The organism is Frigoribacterium sp. CFBP 13729 (assembly GCF_014841875.1).
In the GTDB taxonomy this organism is placed as follows: domain Bacteria; phylum Actinomycetota; class Actinomycetes; order Actinomycetales; family Microbacteriaceae; genus Frigoribacterium.
Window position 1 is genome coordinate 124,226 of sequence record NZ_JACYUR010000001.1, and the last position, 22,659, is coordinate 146,884.

Sequence of the window (22,659 nt, forward strand, 5' to 3'; positions counted from 1 at the left end):
CGTGGCTGCACACCGACGCGCCGACCCTGTCGCTCGACGGGGAGTGGGCGTTCCGTCTGCTGCCCGGCGCGCCCGGCACCCCCGGGGGCCGCGGCGTGCTGCCCGAGGGCGAGGCCGTCGACAGCGTGGGCGACCCCGACCTCGACGACTCGTCGTGGCAGTCGATCGCCGTGCCGTCGCACTGGGTGCTGACCGGCGACGGCGAGCGGGGCGCGCCGATCTACACGAACGTGCAGTTCCCGTTCCCGACCGAGCCGCCCTTCGTGCCCGACGCGAACCCGACCGGCGACCACCGCCGACGATTCGACCTGCCGGCCTCGTTCGACGGCGCCGAGCGCGTCCTGCTGCGGTTCGACGGCGTCGAGTCGCGCTACGCGGTCTGGGTCAACGGCGTGCACGTCGGCGTCGGCGTCGGCAGCCGCCTCGCGCAGGAGCTCGACGTCACCGACGCCGTGCGCCCCGGCGAGAACGTCATCGCCGTGCGCGTGCACCAGTGGTCGGCCTCGAGCTACGTCGAGGACCAGGACCAGTGGTGGCTGCCCGGCATCTTCCGCAGCGTCACGCTGCAGGCCCGCCCGGTCGGCGGCCTCGACGACGTCTGGCTGCGCACCTCCTGGCACGGCACGGCGGGCGAGACCGCAGGAGGCGCGACGATCGTCCCCGAGGTCACGGGCGGCCCCGACGCGTTCCCGGTCACCCTCGCGGTGCCCGAGCTCGGCGTGGACGTGACCTGGGCCACGGCCGCCGACGTCGCGCCCGTCGAGCTGGCGGAGGGCGTCGAGCCCTGGTCGGCCGAGACGCCCCGGCTCTACGAGGCCACGGTGTCGAGCGCGCTCGGCGCCGAGGTCGTCAGCCTCCGGCTCGGCTTCCGCACCGTGCGGATCGACGGCGACCTGTTCACCGTCAACGGCCGCCGCGTCGTGTTCCACGGCGTCAACCGGCACGAGACCCACCCCGACCGCGGCCGCGTCTTCGACGAGGAGTGGGCGCGCCGCGACCTGCTGCAGATGAAGCGGTTCAACGTCAACGCGATCCGCACGTCGCACTACCCGCCGCACCCGCGCCTCCTCGACCTCGCGGACGAGCTCGGCTTCTGGGTCGTGCTCGAGTGCGACCTCGAGACGCACGGCTTCGAGCGCGACGCCTGGACCGAGAACCCCAGCGACGACGCCGCCTGGCACGACGCCTACGTCGACCGGATGGTGCGCACCGTCGAGCGCGACAAGAACCACCCGTCGATCGTGATGTGGTCGCTCGGCAACGAGGCCGGCACCGGCCGCAACCTCGCGGCGATGGCCGCGTGGACGCACGCCCGCGACACCGGTCGTCCCGTGCACTACGAGGGCGACTACACCGGCGCCTACACCGACGTGTACTCGCGGATGTACTCGTTCGTCGACGAGACGCGCGCCATCGGCAGCGGCGACGAGTCGGTGCAGCTGCTCGGCTGCACGCCCGCCGAGGCGGCGCGCCAGCGGTCGAAGCCGTTCCTGCTCTGCGAGTACGTGCACGCGATGGGCAACGGCCCGGGCGCGATCGACGAGTACGAGGCGCTGGTCGACGAGTTCCCGCGGCTGCACGGCGGCTTCGTCTGGGAGTGGCGCGACCACGGCCTGCGGCACCGCACCGCCGACGGCACCGAGTTCTTCGCCTACGGCGGCGACTTCGGCGAGGTCGTGCACGACTCGAACTTCGTCATGGACGGGATGGTCCTCAGCGACGACACCCCGTCGCCCGGCCTGTACGAGTGGGCGCAGGTCGTCGCGCCGATCCGCGTGTCGCTGGCCGCGGGGGAGGCCGACGTTGAGGACGCCGATGGTGCCGATGGTGCCGAGGCGCTCGTGACCGTGGCGAACCTGCGGCACTCGGCCGACGCCTCCGACGTGGTCGTCCGGCTCACGGTCGAGCACGACGGCGAGGAGGCGCTGGTCGCCGACCTCCCCGTCGCCGGCGTCGGCGACGACGCCCTCGCCGCGGGGGAGACGGTCGTCCTGGCCGTCCCCGGACTGCCGGTCTCGTCCTCGGGCGAGACCTGGGCGACGGTGCGGGTCGTGACCGCGGCCGACGCCGAGTGGGCGCCCGCGGGGCACGTGCTCGCGACCGCCCAGCTCGACCTCACGCCTGCCGCTGCGGCGCGACGTGCGCCGTCGACGCTGCGACCCGGCGTGCCCGGTGCCGCCGGCGACCGACTGGCGGGCGCCTCCTCCGGTCGGCTCGACCTCGGGCCGGCGTCGTTCGTCGACGGCCGTCTCGTGTCGCTGGCGGGTCGTCCCGTCGACGGGCCGCGGCTCGAGCTCTGGCGCGCGCCCACCGACAACGACCAGGGGCGCGGCTGGGTGCCGCGCGACCGCGACGTCGACGTGATGCGCGACCGGCACCGCGCCGACCAGTACCTGCTGGCGGAGCTGCCGAGCGCCGAGACGACCTGGCTGCGGCTCGGGCTCGACCGCATGACGCCGCGTGTGGAGCAGATCACGGCGACGGAGTCGCAGGTGCACGTCCGCACCCGCTGGGCCGCCGCCGACGCCCGCCAGGCCGTGACCGTCGACGAGCGCTGGTCGCTCGAGGGCGGCGAGCTCTGGCTCGCGCTCGACCTGGTGCCGACGGCCGGCTGGGACACCTCCTGGCCCCGCGTGGGAGTGCGCCTCGACCTGCCGACCGACGTCGCCACCGCGTCGTGGTTCGGCACGGGGCCGCACGAGTCGTACCCGGACAGCCGCCACGCCGCGGTCGTCGGGCGCTACACGGCGGCCGTCGACGACCTCGTCGTCGACTACGCCCGCCCGCAGGAGAGCGGCCACCGCAGCGACCTGCGGAGCCTCGACCTGACCGGCGCCGACGGCCGCGACTGGCTGCGGGTCGACGCCGTCGGCGACGAGCTCGGCCGGCTGCCCGGCTTCACGCTGCGCCGCCACACCGCGCAGCAGGTCGACGCCGCCCGCCACCCGCACGAGCTGCCCGAACCCGACCACACCTACCTGTGGCTCGACGCGGCGCAGAACGGGCTCGGCTCGCGGGCCTGCGGGCCCGACGTGTCGGCGCCGCACGTGCTGCGGCCGTCGGCTCGGTCGATGCGGCTGCGGCTGACCGCGCTCGGCTAGGGGACCGCTCGGCCCGGGCCCCCGGCCCTGGCCCAGCTCGGCCCGGGCCGGGCCCGCCGAGTGGTCGGTCCTGGTCATCCGTGCAGCACGGAACGACTGGAACCGACCACTCGGCGTCCCCGGCAGGAGCAGACTGGTCGGATGTCGAAGCGCACCGCAGCCCGTCCCACGTCCGTCCCGCGGACCGTCGCCCGCCTCCTGCTTGGAGCCGTGCTCGTCTTCGCGGGTGCCAGCCACCTCAGCTTCGCGCGGGACGACTTCCAGGCGCAGGTGCCCGAGTGGCTGCCGATCGACGACGACGCGGTCGTGCTCGCGTCGGGGGTCGTCGAGATCGCGCTCGGCAGTTCGCTGATCGCGCTCGGTCGCTGGCGCGTGGCCGTCGGGCTCGTGGCGGCGGCGTTCTTCGTCGCGATCTTCCCGGGGAACATCTCGCAGCTCGTGACCCGGACGAGCGCCTTCGGGCTCGACACCGACGCCAAGCGCTGGCTGCGCCTCCCGTTCCAGCCGCTGCTCGTGTTCGTCGCGCTCTGGTCGACGGGCGCCTGGCGCGACCGCCGCGTCGTGCTCGACCGCCTGCGCCGCCGCCGCTGACCCCTGGCGTCTCCTGCCCCTACGCCGCCCGTCCCGATCTCCTCTCCCGCAAATGCCGACCGCGAGGCCTCCAATACCGGGAAATCCGAATCTTGTGGTGCCCGGAGCCGGCTCGCGGTCGGCATTTGCGGGTCGGGACCGCGCCTACGACGGTTGACACGTGCGATTGCCCGCAAATGCCGACCTCGAGACCTTCAATAGTGGACAGTCCGGGTGCTGTGGTGCCCGGAGCTGGCCTCCGGTCGGCATTTGCGGGGCCAGCAGGGCTGGGGCGGGCGGACTAGGAGGCGCGGGTCGCCTTGACGACCACGTCGCGCACCGTGGTGGTCCCGCCGTCCGTCGCGGGGACCTGCCGCGCGCGCGACTCGGCCACCTCGACGGTCCAGCCGTCGTCGGGGACGGCCGCGAGGACGTCGTCGATCGTGAACATCAGCTCCTCCTTGCCGTGCCGACCGGCCCCCGCGGCCAGGTCGGACAGTTCGTGCCCGACGACGAGCAGGGTCCCGCCGGGCGCCACCGCCTCCGCAAGCGTCCGGAACAGCGCGGCGCGCACCGGGTCGGCGAGGTGCATGAACTGCGACGACACGAGGTCGACCGACCCTGGCGCGGGAGCCCACTCGGCGAGGTCGTGCTGCTCCCAGGTGATCCGGGCCGCCGCCTCCTCGTCGACCTCGGCCGCCCGGGCCGCCGCTTTGTCGAGCGCTGCCTGCGCGATGTCGATCGCGGTCACCTGCCAGCCGCGGCCCGCGAGCCAGATCGCGTCGCCGCCCTCGCCGCTGCCGACGTCGAGCACGCGACCCGGCTCGAGCCCGCTCGCCTCGTCGACGAGGACGGGGTTCGGGCGCCCGCTCCACTGCAGGCCGGGGGCCGAGTAGCGGTCCTCCCAGTAGTCGCGGCCCCACTCGTCCGAGGCGGGCTGCTCGTGCTGGTCTCCTCCGTGCCCGTGCCCGTGCCCGTGCTCCGGCTGGTCCTCGTCGTGCGGGTGCTGCCCGGTCGTCTGCGTCATCGTCGTGCTCCCTCGAGTCCGTGCCGGCGGTCGCCGAGCACCCTGGTCGTGTTCTCCGCCTCGGCGCGGACGCCGAACGGGCGACGTCGCTCCTCCACGGCGAGGTCGGTGTCCTCGGTGATGAGGTCCATGTTGACCGAGACCGCGACCCCCACGCCGGAGGCGGCGGCCGTGACCACCTGCATCCGCGCGTCGGCGACGTTGCCGGCCAGGTACAGCCCGGGCACGGTCGTGGCCCCGGTCAGCGGGTCCGAGGCGATCACGGTCCCCAGCCCCATCGGGTGCGGCTCGTGCACCAGGCCGAGCGGCTCGAGCAGGTCGCCGTTCGGGCGCACCGCCGCCGCGACGGCCAGCGCGCCGACGGGCACCACGGGTGCGCCGTCGACGACGACACCCGTCAGCGCGTCGCCCTCGACCCGCAGCGACCGGACGCGACCCGTGACGACCTGGACGCCGCGGGCGGCCAGCCGCTCCCACTCGTCGTCGGACGGCTCGGGCGCCTCGTGCACGAAGAGCGTCACGCGGTCGCTCCACTGCCGGAACATCATCGCCTGGTGCACGGCGAACGGGGTCGTGCCGAGCACTCCGATCACCTGGTCGCGGATCTCCCAGCCGTGGCAGTACGGGCAGTGCACGACGTCGCGGCCCCAGCGCTCGGCGAGCCCGTCGACCTCCGGCAGCTCGTCGGTGAGGCCCGTCGTCACGACGACCCGTCGGGCCCGGACGACGTGCTCGGCGCCGCCCTGCGTCGTGAGCGAGACAGTGAACGAGGAGGCGCCTCCTGCGTCCGCCCCCGTGGCCGACGCCTCGGCGACGGAGGCGTCGCCGGGCTCGCCGCCGCCGCGCTCCAGCCGCGTCACGGTCCCGTCGACGACCTCGCCGCCGACCTGCTCCACCTCGGCGCGGCCGAGCCGGGTGAGCTCGCGCGGGGCGATCCCGTCCCGGGTGAGGAAGCCGTGCACACCCGCCGCGGGGGCGTTGCGCGGCTCGCCGGCGTCGACGACGAGCACGCGACGGCGGGCGCGGGCGAGGGTGAGGCCGGCGCTGAGGCCGGCGGCGCCGCCGCCGACGACGACCACGTCGTAGGTCGTCGCGGTCGTCGCGATCGTGGTGGCGAGCGGGCGGGGTGGGTGCTGCGGGGCGTTCGTCATGGTGGGTGACCTCCTGGGACCATGCTCGACCGGCACCTCCTCGACCTGCAAGCTCTGTTGCCGATGTGGCAAGATCGCGGCATGGCTCACGATCCTGCTCGTCCTCACGGCTCCCTCGGCGGGTCCGACGCCGGAGCCGACGCCTCGACCGACGACGTGCTCGCGGCCGTCGGGCCCCGGCTGCGCGCGCTGCGGGCGACGAGCGGCCGTACCCTCGCCCAGCTCGCCGAGACGACGGGCATCTCGGTGAGCACCCTCTCGCGGCTCGAGTCGGGCCAGCGACGTCCCGCGCTCGAGCTGCTGCTGCCGCTCGCCCGCGCCCACGGCGTCCCGCTCGACGAGCTCGTCGGCGCACCCGAGACCGGCGACCCGCGGATCCACCTGCGGCCCGTCACGATGCACGGCCAGACGATCGTCCCGCTGTCGCGCGGCGGGGGAGGCCTGCAGGCGTTCAAGCACCTCATCGAGGCCGACGTGCCGCCGGGCGAGCCGGACCCCCGCGTGCACGAGGGCTACGAGTGGCTCTACGTGCTGCGCGGGCGGCTGCGGCTCGTGCTCGGCGAGCACGACCTCGTGCTGCCCGCGGGCGAGGCCGCGGAGTTCGACACGCGCACGCCGCACTGGTTCGGCCGGGTCGGGCCCGGAGCCGTCGAGTTCCTCAGCCTCTTCGGCCGCCAGGGCGAGCGCATGCACGTGCGGGCGGCGCCGCCCGGGCGCCTCGGCGCCTGACCCGCCCCGCACGCGCTGCACGTCTCTCGAGGGCGGGTCTTCTGCATCGAGGGCGGGTCGCCGCCCCTCTCGTCGAGAGGGCACGCGCGCGGTCGACTTGCCCCGGATCGTCGGTCAGCGGGCGTGCGGGCAGCCGTTCGGGGCACCTCGACGGTGTGGACGTCGGCCTGGCCGGCGGTCGCGACCTGAGGAGGAGCCCGGTTCATCCCGGAGGAGGGTCCCGGTCATCCCTGGGCAGGCTGCGGCGGGGCACGGCCCGTTCCTACGCTCGAGGTCCGGACGCTCGTCGTCCCCGAGCGGGCCTGCCCCGCGCGATCCAGAGGACCCGCCATGACCCCACGACCCCCCGCGTCCCGACGACCTGTTCTCCGCGCGGTCGCCGCCACGGCAGCCGCAGCCCTCGCGCTCACGGCCCTCGCCGGCTGCACGCTCGCGTCGCCCGAGCCGCTCGTCCTCGGCTTCACCGCCACGTCCGCCGAGCCGCTGCCCTCGCTCGGGGCCGGAGCCGCCGACGCCGTCTCCGCCCACGCGCTCGCGGCGCACCAGCCCGCCGAGGGCAGCGTCGACGTCGTCGTGCAGGGCACGTCGTCCGCGTCGGCCCACGACCTGACCCCGATGCTGACCGCCGACCGCGTGCAGCAGGTCCCCGACAAGAGGGAGGCGGCGGTCGCCGAGGCCCTGGACGAGCTCGGCTCGGACGTGGCCGGTCTCACCGCCGGCGACGAGGGCCTCGACCTGCTCTCGGTGCTCGCCTCCGCGGCGGCCCTGCACGACGGCGGGTCGATCGTCGTCGTGTCGAGCGGCGTGCAGACCGCGGACCCCCTCGACCTCCGGCAGCTCGGCTGGTCGTTCGACCCGGCCGCGGTCGCCTCGACCCTCGCGGACCAGGGCGCCCTGCCCGACCTGGGCGGGCACGCCGTCACCTTCGTCGGGCTCGGCCGCACGGCCGGCTCGCAGCCCGCGCCGTCGATCTCGTCCACGAGCCGCCTGTCCGAGCTCTGGCTCGCGATCTGCGACGCCGCCGGGGCGACGAGCTGCACCGACGGGGGAGCGGGCGCGTCCCAGGAGGCGCCCGTCGCCTCCTCGGCGGTGCCCGTCGTGCCCGTGACGAGCGACGCGACGCCGTGCACCGCTCCGCTCGTGCTCTCGGCCGCCGTCCTCTTCGGCGGCGACTCCGCGGCCCTCGGCTCGACCGCGGACACGGCCCTGCAGGGCGTCGCCGACGAGCTCGGACGGTGCCCGTCCGGGGTCGCCGCCGACATCGTCGGCCACGCGGCCGACACCCGCGCCGGGGTCGTCGACGGCGAGCAGCTCAGCCTCGACCGGGCGCAGGCCGTCCACGACGCCCTCGTGCGCCTCGGCGCCCCCACCGGCACGCTCGGCGACGTCGTCGGCCGAGGCGACGCCGACCCCGTGGTCGACGACCTGCCCGGCGGCGTCTTCGACGACCAGCTCGCGGCGCAGAACCGCCGCGTCGAGATCACCTTCCGCAGTGAGGACACCGCGTCATGACCGACATCCGCCCCGACTCCCGCCATGACTACCGGCCCGACGACCAGGTGACCGAGCGCCTCGACGGCTGGCCGGACGCGCAGGTGACCGAGCGCCTCCACGGCTGGCCCGATGCTCAGGTGACCGAGCGCCTTGACGGCCGGTGCGACGACCAGGTGACCGAGCGCCTCGACGGCCGGTCCGACGACCAGGTCACCGAGCCCGTGCCCGGCCGGACGGGCCTCCGCCCGACGGACCGGCTGGACGCCTGGCGGGAGGCCCGCGTGCGGGACCGCCTCACCGGTGGTCCCCACCACGATCCGACCGGGAGGAGCGCCACCCCGACCCGAGCCGTCGCGGCGACCTCCGCTGCGTCGACGGTACCCGAGGCGACCGCTGCTGCCGCTCCGACCGCTGTCGTCCCGCCTGCTGCCGTCCCGACCGCTGCCGCGCCGCGAGCCTCCGTCCCGACTGCCGTCGCCCCGAGCTCTCTCGCCCCGAGCTCACCCGCGGCGACGGCGCCCGCCCCGCTCCCGGCGCCCCGCCCGGCCGGCACGCTCCCGCGAGCCCGCGCCGTCGAAGCGATCCCCACCGGCGACCTCGTCTTCTCGCTCGTCGGCGTCGGTCCGATCCCGGCACGGCACGTCGCCACGGCCCCGCGCCTGCACGACGAGCGCCTGCGCGCCGACCTGCCCGAGGGCGTGGACGACCACACCCCGTTGGAGGCGGCGCTCCGGCTGCGCACCGAGGTCGCGGCCGAGAGGTGGCTGGCCCGTCGCACGCGGCAGGTGCTCGACCCGGCGGCGCGCCGCCTCACCGCGCTCAGCTCGCGGCACCGCGAGGTGCTCCGACGCCTCGACCGCTCGGGCGACGAGCCCCTCCTCGACACGACGGGCCGCACGGTGACCCGGGACGAGGCCCGGGCGACCGCCGACCGGCTGTCCGTGGCGATCGAGGCGTCGCTCGACTCGGGCTCAGAGAAGCACCGCACCGAGTCGCGGGCCCGCAAGCGCCTCCTGCTGTTCTTCGTGCTCGCCGACTTCGCGCTGTTCGCCTACTTCATGTCCCGCGTGCTCAACGTCGACGTGTTCATGCCGGCGACCGACCCGATCGCCTTCACGACGTCGATCGTCTTCGCGCTGCTCTTCACCCTCGGCGTCGCCTACGCACTGCACCACTTCGGGCACGCGCACCGGGTGCACAAGGACGACTCCGGCGAGGTCGTGGTGCCCGACGGCGCGGTGCAGCTCCGCCTGCAGCTCGTCTACGTGCACGTGCTGACCGTGCTGCCCGGCGTGCTGATCGGCGTGCGCATCGTCGACGACGCCCTGGTCTCGGGGGCGCCCCTGCCCCTGGCGCTGCTGCTGGGCGTCGCGATCGGCGTGGTGATGGCCGGCATCGGGCACCTGATCTACCGCACGGAGCTGCGCGACGGCACGAGCGCGACCGACCGCCTCCTGCACCTCGGGCGGCACCTGCGGAAGGCCCACCGGCGCGACCGGAAGCTGCACCTCGAGCTCGACCGGCTCGAGCGACGCGTCGCGGTCGTCTCGGCCCGTGCGGAACGTGCCGCCGCCCGGATCGAGCAGACCGGCGACCGCCGGGCGAACCGCGGCCCGAGCACCCGCACCCTGCGGTACACGCGGTCGCTCGCCGGGACGGTGCACGTCGGGGCGGCCCTGCCGGTCGTCCGCCCGGCCCGGGGCGGCCTCGACGAGGCCCTCGGCCAGATCCGGGCGCCGCGCGTCACCGACCTCGCCGACTGACGCGCGCCCACGCCCGCGCCCCGCCCCGCCGGCTCGACGGCGTCAGGGGACGCCGCAGGCGCGGGCCCACGCCCGCGGTGTCCCTTCTCGCCTGCCGAGGCAGTCAGCCCACCGCACCCACCCCGAGTGCGCAGCTGCGTCCAGGCCCGGACGCGTCTGGCAGTGCTGCGCGGAGAGGTCCCCGATCCCGCCCTCGACGTCGCCCGGCCAGCACACGGTGATGAGACGTCGTCGATGAGACGTCACCTGTGCGGCGTGCAGGGCTGCATCATGCGGGGATGGCGCTGCCCTCGCGCCGACAGGGGCCGGGATGACCGCCGGCCACGGCTCGTGCTCGCTCCGGGAGGCGTCTACCGACTCTCCGCGCGCGGTGGTGCCTCGTCTCAGGTCGTGAGGTCCGCCTCCCAGTTGGTGCGCTGGATCTCGACGTCGAGCTCGCGCAGCTCGCGGGCCGTGTCGTCGGCCCGACGGCGCAGCTCGGCGACGGGCAGCGCCGCGAACTGGCGGAGCTCGCTGCGCAGCTGACGGAAGCCGCCGCCGCCGGCGCCCTGGGCCGCGTCGGCCGCGCTCGACAGGAGGCTGTGCCGCGCGCGCAACGTCTCGCGGCGGGCCAGGGCGGCGGTCATGGTGCGACCGTCGGCGAGCAGCACGGAGGCGTTGGTCAGGTTGACCGCGACGACCAGCTCCTCGAGGCGGTCGAGCGACCGCGACACCTCGTCCACGAGGGCCGCGGCGTCCTCGGCGGGCTCCTCGCCCTCCTGGTAGCGGGCGTTCTGGCGGATCCGCTCCTGCGCCTGCGCGATCCGTCGCTGCAGGTCGGCACGGGTCATGAGGGCCTCGGCGAGCTTCATGCCGCCATCCTGCCAGGCACCGGCGCCGCGGGCACCGCCGCCGCAGGCACCGCCGCCGGTCGCGCAGGAGGCGGCGGCACGGCCGGTCGCCCAGCCGCCGGGAGCAGGATGGCGCCATGAGAGCGAAGCGCATCGAGCCCGGGCCCGGCCAGGAATCCGTCTGGGACTACCCGAGGCCGCCCCGCGTCGAGGCGCGCCCCGAGCGCGTCGTCGTCCGGCTCGGCGGCGAGGTCGTCGCCGACACCACGGGCGCCTACCGCGTGCTCGAGACGAGCCACCCGCCGGTCTGGTACCTGCCCCGCGAGGCGTTCGTCGACGGCGCCCTGTCGGCGGGCCAGGGCCGCAGCATGTGCGAGTTCAAGGGGACGGCCCGCTACCTGGACGTCCGGGGCGGCGGGACCACCGCCTCCTCGGCAGGGTGGACCTACCCGAGCCCCTGGCCCGGCTACGAGATGCTCGCCGACCACGTCGCGCTGTACCCGAGCCGGTTCGACTCGTGCGAGGTCGACGGCGAGGTCGTCGAGGCACAGGACGGCGACTTCTACGGCGGCTGGATCACGTCGCGCGTCGTCGGACCGTTCAAGGGAGCCCCCGGCACCCTCGGCTGGTAGCCGCGTCGAGGCGTCGAGCTACGGAGCGGGACTCGCCGTCAGGGCCGCGACTACCGTCTCGGCGTCCGCCCACCACTTCGTGTAGTGGTCGGGGTCGGCGTTGACCTGCACCGCGTGCGCGGCCTGGGTCGGCGTCAGCTCCTTCCAGCCGGGCATCCGCACCAGCTTCGTGAAGAAGCTCGTCGCCGCCGTGTACGGGTCCATGCGCTGCTCGTAGGTGCCCCACTGGCCGTTGTCCCGCTGCTGGAACAGCCCCCGGCTGTCCGGACCGACCTCGTCGCCGTGGTCGATGTTCCGGAGGCTCGACTCGCCCATCGCGGTCATCACCCCGATCGCCTGGGTGTGGGTGCCGATGCCCTGGGCCTTCGCCGCCTCCATGATCCAGGCGGCGTTGATCAGCCTGTCCTGGCAGTAGCCCGCGATCGGCCCGGCGGGCACGCTGATCGTGCCGACCACGACGGGCTCGACGTCGGGGCAGGTGACGCCCACGGCGACCGGCTCGGACGGCTCGTCCGGCGTGCCGGCCAGCGACGCCACGACCATCACGAGCGCCACGACGAGGGCGACGACCCCGCCGCAGAACACGACGGAGGCGGCGATCACGAGACGGCGCACGGCGGGCTCCCGGGGCGGTGACGGGGTCGGACGGGGTGGACCCGACCGAATATAGGGCCCTGTCCTGGACGATCCCGGCAGGCATCCTTCACGTCACCTCGGTCAGCGGGCGGGCGGCACCGCCTCGGGGTCGCCCGCGTCGCCGGTCGACGCGACCCGCGCCTCCTCGGCTCGGGCGCCGCCGCCGGCTCCCCGATCGACGCCTCCTCCGCCGCCGCGTCCGCGCCGCGAGATCATCGTGACGACCCACAGGACGACCCCGATCGCCAGCAGGATGCCGGCGATCTGGTACTGCTCGCCGCCCCGGCCGGACGAGAACGGCAGCACCAGCCAGAGGCAGGCGACGACGCCGACGACGGGCAGCACGCGCCCGGCCTGGAAGTGGTGCCGGCCGACGTCGTCGCGGCGCAGCACGAGCACGGTGACGTTGACGATCGCGAACACGACGAGCAGCAGCAGCGACGTCGTGCCGCCGAGCACGGCGACGACGGGCGACTCCGGGCTGAGCGACACGTAGCCGATCAGCAGCAGCGAGAGCGCCGTCGTGAAGACGATCGACGCCCACGGGGTCTGGCGGGTGCGGTGCACCCTCGACAGGAACCCGGGCAGCACGCCCTGCTTGCTCATGCCGTAGAGCAGCCGGCTCGCCATCATCATGTTGATCAGGGCGCTGTTGGCGACGGCGAACATCGAGATGAACGGCAGCAGCTGACCGATCGGGAAGCCGGGGGCGGCCGTGTCCACGACCGTGACGAGCGGCGTCTCGTTGTCGGCGAGCTCGCCGATCGGGACGACGGCGACGGCGCAGATCGAGACGAGCACGTAGACGACGGCGGTGATGCCGAGGCCCGTGAGCATGGTGCGCGGGAAGATGCGGCTCGGGTCCTTGGTCTCCTCGGCCATGTTGACGCTGTCCTCGAAGCCGACCATGGCGAAGAAGGCGAGCGAGGTCGCCGTGCTCACGCTGAGCAGCAGCGACTTGTCGCCGGGCGTCTCGAAGATCGTGACGCGCGACAGGTCCGCATTGCCGCCCGCGATGGCCCAGAAGCCGATCATGATGACCATCACGAGACCGGACAGCTCGACCAGGGTGAGCACGACGTTCGCCTTGACGCTCTCGCTGACGCCGCGGAAGTTGACGAGCATCACCAGCAGCATGAAGCCCATCGCGATGCCCATCACGGCGATGTTCGGCAGCTCGAGCCCGACGCCGACCGCGAGGTTCGCCGCGAACGCCCGCGAGGCGGTGGAGGCGCTGGTGATCCCCGAGCACATCACGACGAAGCAGACGAGGAACGTCACGAAGTGCACCCCGAACGCCTTGTGCACGTAGAGGGCGGCGCCGGCGGTCTGCGGGTACTTGGTGACGAGCTCGAGGTACGAGAACGCGGTCACGAGCGCCACGCCGAACGCGATGAGGAACGGCAGCCAGGCGGCCCCGCCGACCTCGGCGGCGACCTGGCCGGTCAGCGCGTAGACGCCCGTGCCGAGGATGTCGCCGACGATGAAGAGCAGCAGCAGCTTCGGCCCGATGACCCTCTTCAGCTCCGTCTTCTCCTCCCCGTCGGGGGCAGCGCCGGAGGCGGCGGTCGGCTGGTCGGGAGGGGTGGTGGTCGTCGACACGAGGGCCTCCTGGGGCGCATCGGTGCTGCACGGGTCCGGTTGACGGCCCATCCTGCTCCGCCGCGCGGCCCGGGTCACGTGCTGCCCGCGAAGTTGCAGCGTGTGCAACGAGCGTGCCGAGGAGGCGGCCTAGACGAACTCGGACCGGTCGGCCAGGTAGGCCCGCAGCTCGCGGACCTCGTCGGGGCCGCGGCCCCAGCGCACGTGCACGACCCCGTCGCGGAGCAGCAGCGGATCGGACGCCCCGGTCCGCAGCGAGTCGGCGTCGAGCGGCAGCCGGACGTGCTCGAAGTTGACGACCTCGCCCTCGGTGAACCTCTTCGAGGCGGCCCGGCGGGCGTCGCGGCGCTCCTCGACCGAGGCCGAGAGGCCTTGCTCCTTCTTCGGCTCGGTCGCGCGGGTGATCCGGCCGGTGGCCCACACCTCGCCGTCGCGGCCGAGCAGCAGGACCCCGAGCCGCCAGGCCCGCCCGGCGGGCTGCATCGACGCCGAGGTGTGCACGAGCAGCAGCTTGCGCGAGGCCTTCACGGTGGCCAGCGCCTCGTCGCGGGCGTGCCGGGCGTCGAGCTCGGCGGCGGTCTCGCGGAGGAGGCGCGCGAGGGAGTCGGCAGCCGTGACGGCCTCGTCGTCGGTCACCGCGCCTCCTCGGGGGCCTGTCGGGTCGTGCTGTGTCGGGGGGTGCTTGTGGGTCGCGGGCCGGCCCGGCGGGTCAGCTGTCGTAGCCGTGGTCGAGGAAGTCCTCGACGAGCTCGACGACGAGAGCGTGGTCGTCGGCCTGGGGCAGGCCCGAGACGCCGACCGAGCCGACCATGCCGACGCCGCGGACGATCACGGGGAACACCCCGCCGTGCGCCGCGTAGACCGCCGTGTCGAGGCGGGACTTCTCGTCGAAGGTCGAGCCGTCCACCCGGAACTGCTCGCCGACCCGCCACGAGCTCTTCCCGTAGCGCTCGACGACGCGGGCCTTGCGGTCGAGCCACTCGTCGTTGTCGAGGGAGGTGCCGGGCAGCGCCGCGTGGAACACCCGCTGGCGGCCCTTGAGGACGGCGATCGTGACGGGCAGGCCGCGCCGACGAGCACCGGCGAGCACGTGGGCGCCGAGGTCGAGGGCCGTGTCCGTGGTGAACCTGCGGAAGGTGAGGCGCTCCTCCTGCTCGGCGAGGGTGCGCAGCAGCGTGTCGTCGGTCATGGTGCCTCCGGTGTGTCAGGTCGAGCGGGCGTCGTCGCCCCGGCCGAGCCTAGACGCGGGCGCTGGGGACGAGATCGGCGCGGCCGCCGGCTCGTCTCGTTCCCGAGGGTCAGCGACGCCCGCCCGCCGCGGCGAGCGCCCGGCACGGGTCGCTGCCGACGAGCCGGCAGTACACGTCGGACAGCTCGGCGGCCGACAGCGACCACGGGTGCTCGAGAGCACGTTCGCGGGAGGCGCGTGCCAGCCGCGCCCACAGCTCGCCGTCCCCGAGCAGGCGCGTCACCGTCTCGCCCCACACGACGGGGTCGCGCGAGTCGAGCACGACGCCGGTCACGCCGTCGACCACGGACTCGCGGAGGCCCCCCGAGGAGGCGGCGACCACCGGGACCCCGCTGGCCGCGGCCTCGAGGGCGATCAGCCCGTACGTCTCGGAGTGCGACGGCACGAGCACGATCCGGGCCCCGCGGAGCAGGCTCGCCAGGCCCGGGCGGGTCTGCGGGCCGAGGAACCGGACGTCGAGCCCCGACCGGTCGGCGAGCGCGGCCAGGTCGCGCTCGTAGCCGGCGAACTCCGTGGAGGCGCCTCCGGCGATCACGAGCTCGGGTCGCAGCTCGGCGGGCACCGCGGCTACGGCCTCGATGGCGAGGTCAGGGCCCTTGAGCGGCTCCAGCCGGCCGGCGACGACGACGGTGGGGTGCGAGGCCGTCTCGCCCGTAGCGAGAGGGCGGAACAGCTCGGCGTCCACGCCCGGCAGCACGATCGCGACCCGGGCCGGGTCGCCGCCGAGTCGGCTCGTGACGGTCTCGGCCTCGGCGTGGCTGATGGCCACGACGGCGTCGGACTCCCGGGCGAGCATCGCCTCGCCGGCGAGGCGGCCGGGCGACTCGGCGCGTTCGCCGTGCGAGAGGGGAGTGCTGTCGGCGGCGGCGATGGAGTGGAAGCTCTGCACGTGGGGGATCCCGCGCTGTCGCGCGACGGGCAGGGCGGCGACGCCGCTGAACCAGTGGTGGGAGTGGATCACGTCCCAGGGGCCGAGCTCGGCGAGACGCTCGCGGAACTCGTCGACGAACTCCTCGTGGCGGCCCTTCGGCACGGCCTCGACGGGCCCCGCGGCGAGGAACCGGAGCACGACGCCGGGCGACAGCTCGACGGCCTCGGGCTCGTCGGGGGAGGACCGCCGCGTGAGGATCTCGACCTCGTGACCTGCTGCGCCGAGCGCCTCCGCCTGGTTCCGGACGACGACGTTCATGCCCCCGACGTCGCCCGAACCCGGCTCGGCCCCCGGCGAGGTGTGGAGCGAGACGAGCGCGATGCGGAGGGGTGAGGTCACTGCCCGAGCGTACTCGCCGTGGCCCGCACGGCCCGCCCGGCGCCGCCGGGCATACGGTGAGGCATGGCGAGCGAGGCGACGATGCTGCAGGTGGGCGACCGCGAGGTCCGGGTCTCGAGCCCGGGGCGGGTGCTCTGGCCCGACCTGGGGATCACGAAGCTGGACCTCGCCCGGTACCTCGCGACCGTGGGCGACGCGTTCGTCCGGGCGAACGGCGGCCGACCCGTGTCGCTGCAGCGGTTCCCCGCCGGGGTCGACGGCGACGACTACTTCTCCAAGAACCCGCCGAAGGGCGCCCCCGAGTTCGTCCGCAGCGTCGAGGTGACCTACCCCAGCGGCCGGTCGCACCCGCAGCTCGTGATCGACGAGCCCGCCGCCGCGGTCTGGGCCTCGCAGATGAACACGGTGGTGTTCCACCCCTGGGCGTCCCGGGCCGACGCCAGCGACCTGCCCGACCAGCTGCGCATCGACCTCGACCCCCAACCGGGCACCGACGTCGCCGACGCGGTGCCCGTCGCGCACGAGCTCCGCCGGGTGCTCGCCGACGCGGGCCTCACCGCGTTCGTCAAGACGAGCGGCAACCGCGGCCTGCACGTCTTCGCCCCGATCGAGCCGACCCGCGAGTTCCTCGACGTGCGGCACGCCGTCATCGCGGCCGCGCGCGAGCTCGAACGACGCCTCCCCGAGGCGGTCACCACGAAGTGGTGGAAGGAGGAGCGCGGGCAGCGGGTCTTCGTCGACTACAACCAGGCGAACCGCGACCGCACCATGGCGGGCGCCTGGTCTCCCCGGGCTCTCGCCACCGCCTCCGTGTCCACGCCCCTCGACTGGAGCGAGCTCGACGGCGTCGACCCGTCGGCGTTCACCGTCCTCACCGTCCCGGACCGCCTCGCCGCGACCGGCGACCCGTGGGAGCGGATGCACGACGAGCCCGGCACCGTGGACGAGCTGCTCTCGTGGTGGGAGCGCGACGTCGAGGCCGGACTCGGCGAGCTGCCGTTCCCGCCCGACTTCCCGAAGATGCCGGGGGAGCCGCCCCGCGTCCAGCCCAGCAGGGCCAAGAAGCAGCCGTAGGAGGCGCCGCCCGCCCGGCACACCAGGCGCGGTCAGGGCCGGACGAGCACCTCGCCGAGGTCGTACGCCGCCGGCACCTCGAGCTGGTCGAAGCCGCACGACGCGGCCTCGCGGTCGTCGCGCCAGCGCTCGACCTGGACCGTGTGCCGGAACCGCGCGCCCTCCATCTGGTCGTAGCGCACCTCCACGACGCGCTCGGGTCTCAGCGGCACGTACGAGACGTCCTTCCCCGACGAGAACCGGCTGCGGTCCGTCTCGGCGTGCGCGACTCCTCCGTCGTCGTCGCGCCGCACCAGGTCGGCGAGCTCGTCGACGAGTTCGAGGCGACGGGCGTCCGAGAACGCGGAGGCGCCTCCCACGTTCCGCAGCTCGCCGTCGGAGTCGTACAGCCCCAGCAGCAGCGACCCCACGCCCCGGCCGCTCTTGTGCACCCGGTAGCCGAGCAGCACGCAGTCGGCCGTGCGGTGGTGCTTGACCTTGAGCATCGTCCTCTTGCCGGGCAGGTAGGAGGCGGCGAGCGGCTTGGCCACCACGCCGTCGAGCCCCGCGCCCTCGAACTCGACGAGCCACCGACGGGCGACGTCGGCGTCGGTCGTCGTCCGACTGAGGTGCAGGGGAGCAGCCGCCCCGTCGAGCAGGCGCTCGAGCGCGGCACGGCGCTCTCCGAAGGGCCGGTCGAGCAGGCTCTCGTCGCCGTCCGCGAGGAGGTCGAACGCGACGAAGGAGGCGGGGGTCTCGACGGACAGCCTCGCGATGCGCGAGGCTGCCGGGTGGATCCGCTGCGAGAGGGCCTCCCAGTCGAGGCGCTCGCCGCCGTGGTCGCCGCGGCGCAGGACGATCTCGCCGTCGAGCACGCACGGGCGGGGCAGCTGCTCGCCGAGGGCCTCGACGAGCTCGGGGAAGTACCGCGTCAGCGGCTTCGAGCCGCGGCTGCCGATCTCGAGCTGCTCGCCGTCCCAGTAGACGAGGCCGCGGAAGCCGTCCCACTTCGGCTCGTACGACAGGCCGCCCTCGACGCTGTCCGCGTCGGGCACGCTCGCGACCGCCTTCGCGAGCATCGGCGCGACCGGGTCGGCGGCGGTGGGCACGGCGGCGGACGGGCTCGGGCTGCGTGGCGGCGTCATCGCCTGAGTCTGCTCGCTGCCGCGAGGCTGAGTGCGCTCGAGGAGACGGCGGTCAGCTCTCGAGGTCGGCGGCGCGGCCCGCCGCACGCAGGTGCCACTCGGTCTGCGCCAGCGCGGACGCCAAGGGCAGGCCGCTCATCGACCGGAGTCCGCCGCGCCAGCCCGTCATGGCCTCGGCCACCTGCCACACCGACGGCGCCGCACCCGCACCGGTGCCGGCACCGCCGAGCAGCCCGTCGAGGGCGCTCACCGCGTCGCGGGTGCGCTCCTCGCGGTGGGCGACGAGCGCCTCCGCCCGCTCGGTGAGCCCGACGAACCGGTACTCGTGGCCGGGGCAGACCTCGAGCGCGTCGGCGCCCGGCCGGTCGAGCTCGACGACGCGAGCCAGCGAGGTGAGCACGTCGTCCAGGGGGTTGGCGGCGGTGCGGCCGCCGAGGCCGATCCCCGGGTTGATCGTCGGCAGCACGTGGTCGCCCGTGAAGACCAGCCGTTGCTCGGGCTCGACCAGGCAGAGGTGCCCCGACGTGTGGCCGGGCGTGTGCACCGCGCGAAGGCGGCGCCCCGCGACCGGCAGCTCGTCGCCGTCGTCGAGCAGCAGGTCGGGGACGACGTCGACGAGGAGGCGGCCCGAGCCCCACGAGGCGACCAGCGCCTCCTGCGCCTCGGCCGGCACCTGCCAGCGCACGAGGTCCGCGTCGGCCGCGACCGCGTCGTCGGCCCGGCCGGCGAGCGCCCGCTGCTCGGCCGGGTGCATCGCGAGGCGGGCGCCCGTGGCGCGTCGGACGGCGTGGGCTGCCCCGAGGTGGTCGACGTGCAGGTGGGTGGCCACGATCAGGTCGACGTCGTCCAGCTCGTGGTCGAGCTCGTGCAGGGCGGTCTCGAGCCGGTCGACGGCGTCGGGGGAGGGCCAGCCGGGGTCGATCAGCGTCAGCCGGCCGTCGAAGCCCTCGACGAGGTAGCCGTACGAGAAGTCAGCGACGGAGGAGGCGGCCGGCGAGGTCAGCGACCAGACGCCGTGCCGCACCTCCTCGAGCGGAGGGGCCGTGCCCGCGCGCAGGGCCTCGGCCTGCACGGGGCTGAGCGGAGCAGGAGCAGGCATCCGCCGAGCCTAGCCCGACCCCTCTGACCGACCTCAGCCCTGGGCGACGTCGATCAGCACCTTGCCCGTGACCCCGCCCTCGACGGCGTCGTGGGCCGCGGCCGTCTGCTCGAGCGAGTACCGGTGCAGCGGCAGCCCCGCCTCCTCGCCGACCGGCAGGGCACCGTCGCGGACGGCTGCGGTGACGTCCTCGGCGGCCGCCTGCAGCGCCTCCTCGCCCACCGTGTAGAGCAGCACGAACTGGTAGCGCGTGTTGGTGCCCATGTTCGCGCGGAGCGGCAGCTCGACCGTGTCGCCGCCGTCGTTGGCGTAGATGGCGACGGAGGCGCGGGTCGAGACGACCGCCGCGACCAGCTCCGCGTTCTGCCGGATCGACACCTCGACGACGATCTGCACGCCGTCGGGCGCGATGCGGCGGATCTCGGCGGCGGCGTCCTGCTCCTTGTAGTTCACGACGTGGTGGGCGCCGGCCGCCCGGGCGAGCGCGGCCTTCTCGTCGCTCGAGATCGTCGTGATGACGGTGGCACCCGCCCAGGCGGCGAGCTGGATCGCGGCGTGGCCGACAGCTCCCGCGCCGCCCGAGACGAGCACGGTCACGCCGTCGAGCGCGCCGGGCGAGAGGCGCGAAGGCCCGTCCTCGTGGACGGTCAGCGCACGGTGCGCGGTCATGGCCGGCACGCCGAGGCTCGCGCCCAGGTCGAACGAGGCTCCCTCGGGCAGGGCGACGACGCGCGACCGCGGCAGCACCGTGTACTCCTGTGCGGTGCCCGTCGCGTGGCCGTTCGCCGAGATGAACGACCAGACCCGGTCGCCGACCGCGAGGTCGTCGACGCCCTCGCCGACCGCGTCGACGACGCCCGCGCCGTCCTGGTTCGGCACGATCACGGGGAACGGCACGTCGCCGCCGCTCGTCTCGCCCGTGCGCGACTTCCAGTCGGTCGGGTTCACGCCCGATGCGACGACGCGCACGCGCACCTCGCCTGCCCCCGGCTCGGGCACCTCGCGCTCGACGAGGTGCAGGACGGACGACGGACCGGTCTCGGTGTAGGTGATCGACTTCATGCCCCCAGTCAACGACGCGGCCGCGATGCGTGTTCCGCGCCGACGCAGATCGGCGAGGATGTGCAGATGAGCACACCTCGGGGGGAGGGCGGCAGCGGTGCCGTCCCGCACTGGACGACCGTCGCCCGGCCCGTCGACCGCACGCTCGCCTCCGGCGCCGACCCCCGCCCCTCCGGGGTCGTCGCCTGGGTCGCCGTCGTCTCGGTGCTCGTCATCGTCGCGGTCGCGGTCGCGGCCCTCTTCGCCGCCCGCGGCCTCGCCGAGGCCGAGTCGGTCCGCGACGCCGCCGACCGGGCGGACCGCATCGCCGACGCGATCGTCGAGCCCGCCCTCACCGACGCTCTGGTCGACGGGGACGAGGAGGCGCGTCGCGCCATGGACGACGAGGTCCGCGACCACGTGCTCAGCTCGAGCATCGTCCGCGTCAAGATCTGGGACGACACGGGCCGCGTCGTCTGGTCCGACGAGCCCGCGCTGATCGACCGCCGGTTCACCCTCGACGAGGACGACCTCGAGGCGCTAGCCGCCGCAGGCAACGGCAACAGCACCGGCACCGGCGTCGAGGCCGAGGTCAGCGACCTGACCGCCCCCGAGAACGAGTACGAGCGCGACCGAGGCAAGCTGCTCGAGGCCTACCGGGCCGTCGCGACGCCGGGCGGGCAGACGCTGCTGTTCGAGGTGTACTTCCGCTACGACGAGGTGCTGCAGCGCAGCGGGCAGCTCTTCGCCGGGTTCGCGGGCATCACGATCGGCAGCATCGTGCTCGTCGTGCTGCTCCTGCTGCCCGTGCTGCGGCAGCTGCTGCGGGCGCTCGACCGGGCCAGGGTCCAGCGCGAGGCGCTGCTCGAGCGCGCGCTCGACGCGAGCGCCGCCGAGCGACGCCGCATCGCGGGGGCGCTGCACGACGGCGTGGTGCAGGACCTCGTGGGCGCCTCGCTCGCGGTGTCGGCCGAGTCCGGCTCGGCCCGGGCGCGCGGCGACGTCACCACGGCCGACGGGCTCGACCGGGTGGCCGGCGCGCTGCGCGGCAGCGTCGGGGGCCTGCGCTCGCTGCTCGTCGACATCTACCCGCCGAACCTCGCGCGGGCGGGCATCGGCCCGGCTCTCGACGACCTCGCGGCGGGCGTGCGGTCGCGCGGGGTCGCCGTCGTGCTCGAGGCCGACGCGGCCTCGGCGCTGGACGACGAGGGCCAGCGGCTGGTGTTCCGGGTGGTGCAGGAGTGCCTGGCCAACGTCGTGGCCCACGCCCGCGCCTCCGTCGTGTCGGTCACCGCGGACCGTGCCGCCGAGGGCGGCGTCGTCGTCACGGTGGCCGACGACGGCGCGGGCTTCGACCCCGAGCTGCTCACGCGTCCCGAGCCCGATCACTTCGGCCTGCGGGTGCTCGCCGACGTCGCGGGCGCGGGAGGCGCGGGCCTCGACCTGCAGACCGCGCCCGGCCACGGGACGCGGTGGCGCCTCACCCTGCCGGCGTCGGCGGTGGCGCCGGCGGTGGCCGCGTCCACGGGCGGCCGCGGGGACCCGTCGTGATCCGCGTCCTCGTCGTCGACGACCACCCGCTGGTGCGCCAGGGACTCCGCTCGCTCGTCGACCAGGCGGACGGCGTCGAGGTGGTCGAGGAGGCGGCGGACGGCGAACGAGGAGTCGCCGCGGCCGCCCTGCACCGGCCGGACGTCGTCCTCATGGACCTGTCCATGCCGGGCATCGGCGGCGTCGAGGCCACGCGGCGCATCGTGGCGGCCGACCCGCAGGTGCACGTCGTCGTCCTCACGTCCGTGCCCGACGCCTCCTCGGTCCGGGAGGCGCTGGCCGCGGGGGCGGTCGGCTACCTGCTGAAGGACGCCGAACCCGCGGCCGTCGTGGCCGGGGTCCGGGCCGCGGCGGAGGGCGGGGCGCCCCTCGACCCGCGCGCCGCCCGGGCGCTCCTGCCGGACAGATCGGCTCCTGTCACGGCGGTGCCGGACAGGACGGCGCCGGCCGGCGTGCCCCAGCCGGCCCCGTTCGTCTCCGGCCGGGAGGCCGAGGTGCTCCGCCTGCTCGGCCGCGGCCTCGCGAACAAGCAGATCGGCACCGAGCTCGGCATCAGCGAGCGCACGGTCAAGGCGCACGTCGGCAGCGTCTTCCGCCGCATCGGCGTCGCCGACCGGACGAGCGCGGCCCTCTGGGCGCGCGACCACGGGTACTAGTACCAAGGTCCGATGGTGCGCGGGGACGACCGCGGCGAGAGTGGTCGCAGGCCCGGGGGA

The 22,659-nt window shown here is 74.9% G+C and carries 20 protein-coding genes; 9 read left to right on the forward strand and 11 right to left on the reverse strand.

Annotation, left to right across the window (positions count from 1 at the left end; genetic code table 11):
- Positions 1 to 5 precede the first annotated feature (5 nt).
- Together IFT77_RS00495 and IFT77_RS00500 are read left to right on the forward strand one after the other, a co-directional pair.
- On the forward strand, positions 6 to 3,101 hold the full coding sequence (locus IFT77_RS00495; protein ID WP_371740961.1) for a glycoside hydrolase family 2 TIM barrel-domain containing protein: 3,096 nt from the start codon (positions 6 to 8) through the stop codon (positions 3,099 to 3,101).
- 141 nt (positions 3,102 to 3,242) lie between these two features.
- Positions 3,243 to 3,692: a MauE/DoxX family redox-associated membrane protein gene (locus IFT77_RS00500; protein ID WP_192168982.1), complete on the forward strand. Its 450-nt coding sequence runs from the start codon at positions 3,243 to 3,245 to the stop codon at positions 3,690 to 3,692.
- A 280-nt stretch (positions 3,693 to 3,972) separates the two neighbouring features.
- Here IFT77_RS00500 and IFT77_RS00505 read toward each other — a convergent pair whose 3' ends face one another.
- Both IFT77_RS00505 and IFT77_RS00510 read right to left on the reverse strand, forming a co-directional pair.
- Positions 3,973 to 4,698 (reverse strand): bifunctional 2-polyprenyl-6-hydroxyphenol methylase/3-demethylubiquinol 3-O-methyltransferase UbiG, encoded by a 726-nt coding sequence (locus tag IFT77_RS00505; RefSeq protein ID WP_192168983.1) that lies wholly within the window; start codon positions 4,696 to 4,698, stop codon positions 3,973 to 3,975.
- Positions 4,695 to 5,849, reverse strand: a complete 1,155-nt coding sequence (locus IFT77_RS00510) for an NAD(P)/FAD-dependent oxidoreductase (RefSeq protein WP_192168984.1) — start codon at positions 5,847 to 5,849, stop codon at positions 4,695 to 4,697. Before IFT77_RS00510 ends, IFT77_RS00505 begins: the two co-directional genes overlap by 4 nt.
- A gap of 81 nt (positions 5,850 to 5,930) precedes the next feature.
- On the opposite strand from IFT77_RS00510, the gene IFT77_RS00515 reads away from it, so the two are divergent.
- From IFT77_RS00515 to IFT77_RS00525, 3 genes are all read left to right on the forward strand, one after another.
- Positions 5,931 to 6,578 carry a helix-turn-helix domain-containing protein gene (locus IFT77_RS00515; RefSeq protein ID WP_192041540.1) on the forward strand — a complete coding sequence of 216 codons (648 nt, stop codon included), beginning with the start codon at positions 5,931 to 5,933 and terminating at the stop codon, positions 6,576 to 6,578.
- A gap of 330 nt (positions 6,579 to 6,908) precedes the next feature.
- Positions 6,909 to 8,090 (forward strand): OmpA family protein, encoded by a 1,182-nt coding sequence (locus IFT77_RS00520; RefSeq protein ID WP_192168985.1) that lies wholly within the window; start codon positions 6,909 to 6,911, stop codon positions 8,088 to 8,090.
- Positions 8,087 to 9,835: a hypothetical protein gene (locus IFT77_RS00525; RefSeq protein WP_192168986.1), complete on the forward strand. Its 1,749-nt coding sequence runs from the start codon at positions 8,087 to 8,089 to the stop codon at positions 9,833 to 9,835. Before IFT77_RS00520 ends, IFT77_RS00525 begins: the two co-directional genes overlap by 4 nt.
- A gap of 383 nt (positions 9,836 to 10,218) precedes the next feature.
- On the opposite strand, the gene IFT77_RS00530 is transcribed toward IFT77_RS00525, so the two are convergent.
- Positions 10,219 to 10,686: a DIP1984 family protein gene (locus IFT77_RS00530; RefSeq protein WP_192041543.1), complete on the reverse strand. Its 468-nt coding sequence runs from the start codon at positions 10,684 to 10,686 to the stop codon at positions 10,219 to 10,221.
- A gap of 116 nt (positions 10,687 to 10,802) precedes the next feature.
- On the opposite strand from IFT77_RS00530, the gene IFT77_RS00535 reads away from it, so the two are divergent.
- A complete protein-coding gene (locus IFT77_RS00535; RefSeq protein WP_192041544.1) occupies positions 10,803 to 11,297 on the forward strand; it encodes a DUF427 domain-containing protein in 495 nt (164 codons plus the stop codon).
- An 18-nt stretch (positions 11,298 to 11,315) separates the two neighbouring features.
- Here the strand turns inward: IFT77_RS00535 and IFT77_RS00540 are convergent, their stop codons facing one another.
- From IFT77_RS00540 to IFT77_RS00560, 5 genes are all read right to left on the reverse strand, one after another.
- Positions 11,316 to 11,912 (reverse strand): hypothetical protein, encoded by a 597-nt coding sequence (locus IFT77_RS00540; protein ID WP_192041545.1) that lies wholly within the window; start codon positions 11,910 to 11,912, stop codon positions 11,316 to 11,318.
- A gap of 102 nt (positions 11,913 to 12,014) precedes the next feature.
- Complete coding sequence (locus IFT77_RS00545) at positions 12,015 to 13,586, reverse strand: APC family permease (RefSeq protein ID WP_192168987.1); 1,572 nt, start codon at positions 13,584 to 13,586, stop codon at positions 12,015 to 12,017.
- 78 nt (positions 13,587 to 13,664) lie between these two features.
- A complete protein-coding gene (locus IFT77_RS00550; protein WP_192168988.1) occupies positions 13,665 to 14,171 on the reverse strand; it encodes a hypothetical protein in 507 nt (168 codons plus the stop codon).
- A gap of 73 nt (positions 14,172 to 14,244) precedes the next feature.
- Positions 14,245 to 14,724: a heme-degrading domain-containing protein gene (locus IFT77_RS00555; protein ID WP_192041548.1), complete on the reverse strand. Its 480-nt coding sequence runs from the start codon at positions 14,722 to 14,724 to the stop codon at positions 14,245 to 14,247.
- A gap of 109 nt (positions 14,725 to 14,833) precedes the next feature.
- A complete protein-coding gene (locus IFT77_RS00560) occupies positions 14,834 to 16,054 on the reverse strand; it encodes a glycosyltransferase (protein ID WP_371740846.1) in 1,221 nt (406 codons plus the stop codon).
- Between the two features lie 63 nt (positions 16,055 to 16,117).
- Between IFT77_RS00560 and ligD the strand changes: the two genes are divergently transcribed.
- The gene (ligD, locus tag IFT77_RS00565; RefSeq protein WP_192168989.1) at positions 16,118 to 17,128 is read left to right on the forward strand and encodes a non-homologous end-joining DNA ligase; all 1,011 of its coding nucleotides are present in this window, start codon (positions 16,118 to 16,120) and stop codon (positions 17,126 to 17,128) included.
- Between the two features lie 32 nt (positions 17,129 to 17,160).
- Here ligD and IFT77_RS00570 read toward each other — a convergent pair whose 3' ends face one another.
- From IFT77_RS00570 to IFT77_RS00580, 3 genes are read right to left on the reverse strand one after another with little or no spacing between them, the layout of a single operon-like run.
- Entirely contained in the window at positions 17,161 to 18,252 is a 1,092-nt protein-coding gene (locus IFT77_RS00570; protein WP_256429267.1) for an ATP-dependent DNA ligase, read from the reverse strand.
- Between the two features lie 52 nt (positions 18,253 to 18,304).
- Positions 18,305 to 19,351 carry an MBL fold metallo-hydrolase gene (locus tag IFT77_RS00575; protein WP_192168990.1) on the reverse strand — a complete coding sequence of 349 codons (1,047 nt, stop codon included), beginning with the start codon at positions 19,349 to 19,351 and terminating at the stop codon, positions 18,305 to 18,307.
- Between the two features lie 33 nt (positions 19,352 to 19,384).
- On the reverse strand, positions 19,385 to 20,413 hold the full coding sequence (locus IFT77_RS00580) for an NADPH:quinone reductase (RefSeq protein WP_192041551.1): 1,029 nt from the start codon (positions 20,411 to 20,413) through the stop codon (positions 19,385 to 19,387).
- A 66-nt stretch (positions 20,414 to 20,479) separates the two neighbouring features.
- Here IFT77_RS00580 and IFT77_RS00585 point away from each other — a divergent pair, with 66 nt between their 5' ends.
- Complete coding sequence (locus tag IFT77_RS00585; protein WP_192168991.1) at positions 20,480 to 21,943, forward strand: sensor histidine kinase; 1,464 nt, start codon at positions 20,480 to 20,482, stop codon at positions 21,941 to 21,943.
- A complete protein-coding gene (locus IFT77_RS17355) occupies positions 21,940 to 22,599 on the forward strand; it encodes a response regulator (RefSeq protein ID WP_192168992.1) in 660 nt (219 codons plus the stop codon). Before IFT77_RS00585 ends, IFT77_RS17355 begins: the two co-directional genes overlap by 4 nt.
- The last annotated feature ends 60 nt before the right edge of the window (positions 22,600 to 22,659 follow it).

Bases quoted from the DNA above. Each gene is read 5' to 3' on its own strand.
- IFT77_RS00570 (WP_256429267.1), bottom strand. From the start codon at position 18,252: ATGACGCCGCCACGCAGCCCGAGCCCGTCCGCCGCCGTGCCCACCGCC.
- IFT77_RS00520 (WP_192168985.1), top strand. From the start codon at position 6,909: ATGACCCCACGACCCCCCGCGTCCCGACGACCTGTTCTCCGCGCGGTC.
- IFT77_RS00555 (WP_192041548.1), bottom strand. From the start codon at position 14,724: ATGACCGACGACACGCTGCTGCGCACCCTCGCCGAGCAGGAGGAGCGC.
- ligD (WP_192168989.1), top strand. From the start codon at position 16,118: ATGGCGAGCGAGGCGACGATGCTGCAGGTGGGCGACCGCGAGGTCCGG.
- IFT77_RS00575 (WP_192168990.1), bottom strand. From the start codon at position 19,351: ATGCCTGCTCCTGCTCCGCTCAGCCCCGTGCAGGCCGAGGCCCTGCGC.
- IFT77_RS00525 (WP_192168986.1), top strand. From the start codon at position 8,087: ATGACCGACATCCGCCCCGACTCCCGCCATGACTACCGGCCCGACGAC.
- IFT77_RS00500 (WP_192168982.1), top strand. From the start codon at position 3,243: ATGTCGAAGCGCACCGCAGCCCGTCCCACGTCCGTCCCGCGGACCGTC.
- IFT77_RS00585 (WP_192168991.1), top strand. From the start codon at position 20,480: ATGAGCACACCTCGGGGGGAGGGCGGCAGCGGTGCCGTCCCGCACTGG.
- IFT77_RS00505 (WP_192168983.1), bottom strand. From the start codon at position 4,698: ATGACGCAGACGACCGGGCAGCACCCGCACGACGAGGACCAGCCGGAG.
- IFT77_RS00580 (WP_192041551.1), bottom strand. From the start codon at position 20,413: ATGAAGTCGATCACCTACACCGAGACCGGTCCGTCGTCCGTCCTGCAC.
- IFT77_RS00530 (WP_192041543.1), bottom strand. From the start codon at position 10,686: ATGAAGCTCGCCGAGGCCCTCATGACCCGTGCCGACCTGCAGCGACGG.
- IFT77_RS00545 (WP_192168987.1), bottom strand. From the start codon at position 13,586: ATGGGCCGTCAACCGGACCCGTGCAGCACCGATGCGCCCCAGGAGGCC.
- IFT77_RS00510 (WP_192168984.1), bottom strand. From the start codon at position 5,849: ATGACGAACGCCCCGCAGCACCCACCCCGCCCGCTCGCCACCACGATC.
- IFT77_RS00515 (WP_192041540.1), top strand. From the start codon at position 5,931: ATGGCTCACGATCCTGCTCGTCCTCACGGCTCCCTCGGCGGGTCCGAC.
- IFT77_RS00535 (WP_192041544.1), top strand. From the start codon at position 10,803: ATGAGAGCGAAGCGCATCGAGCCCGGGCCCGGCCAGGAATCCGTCTGG.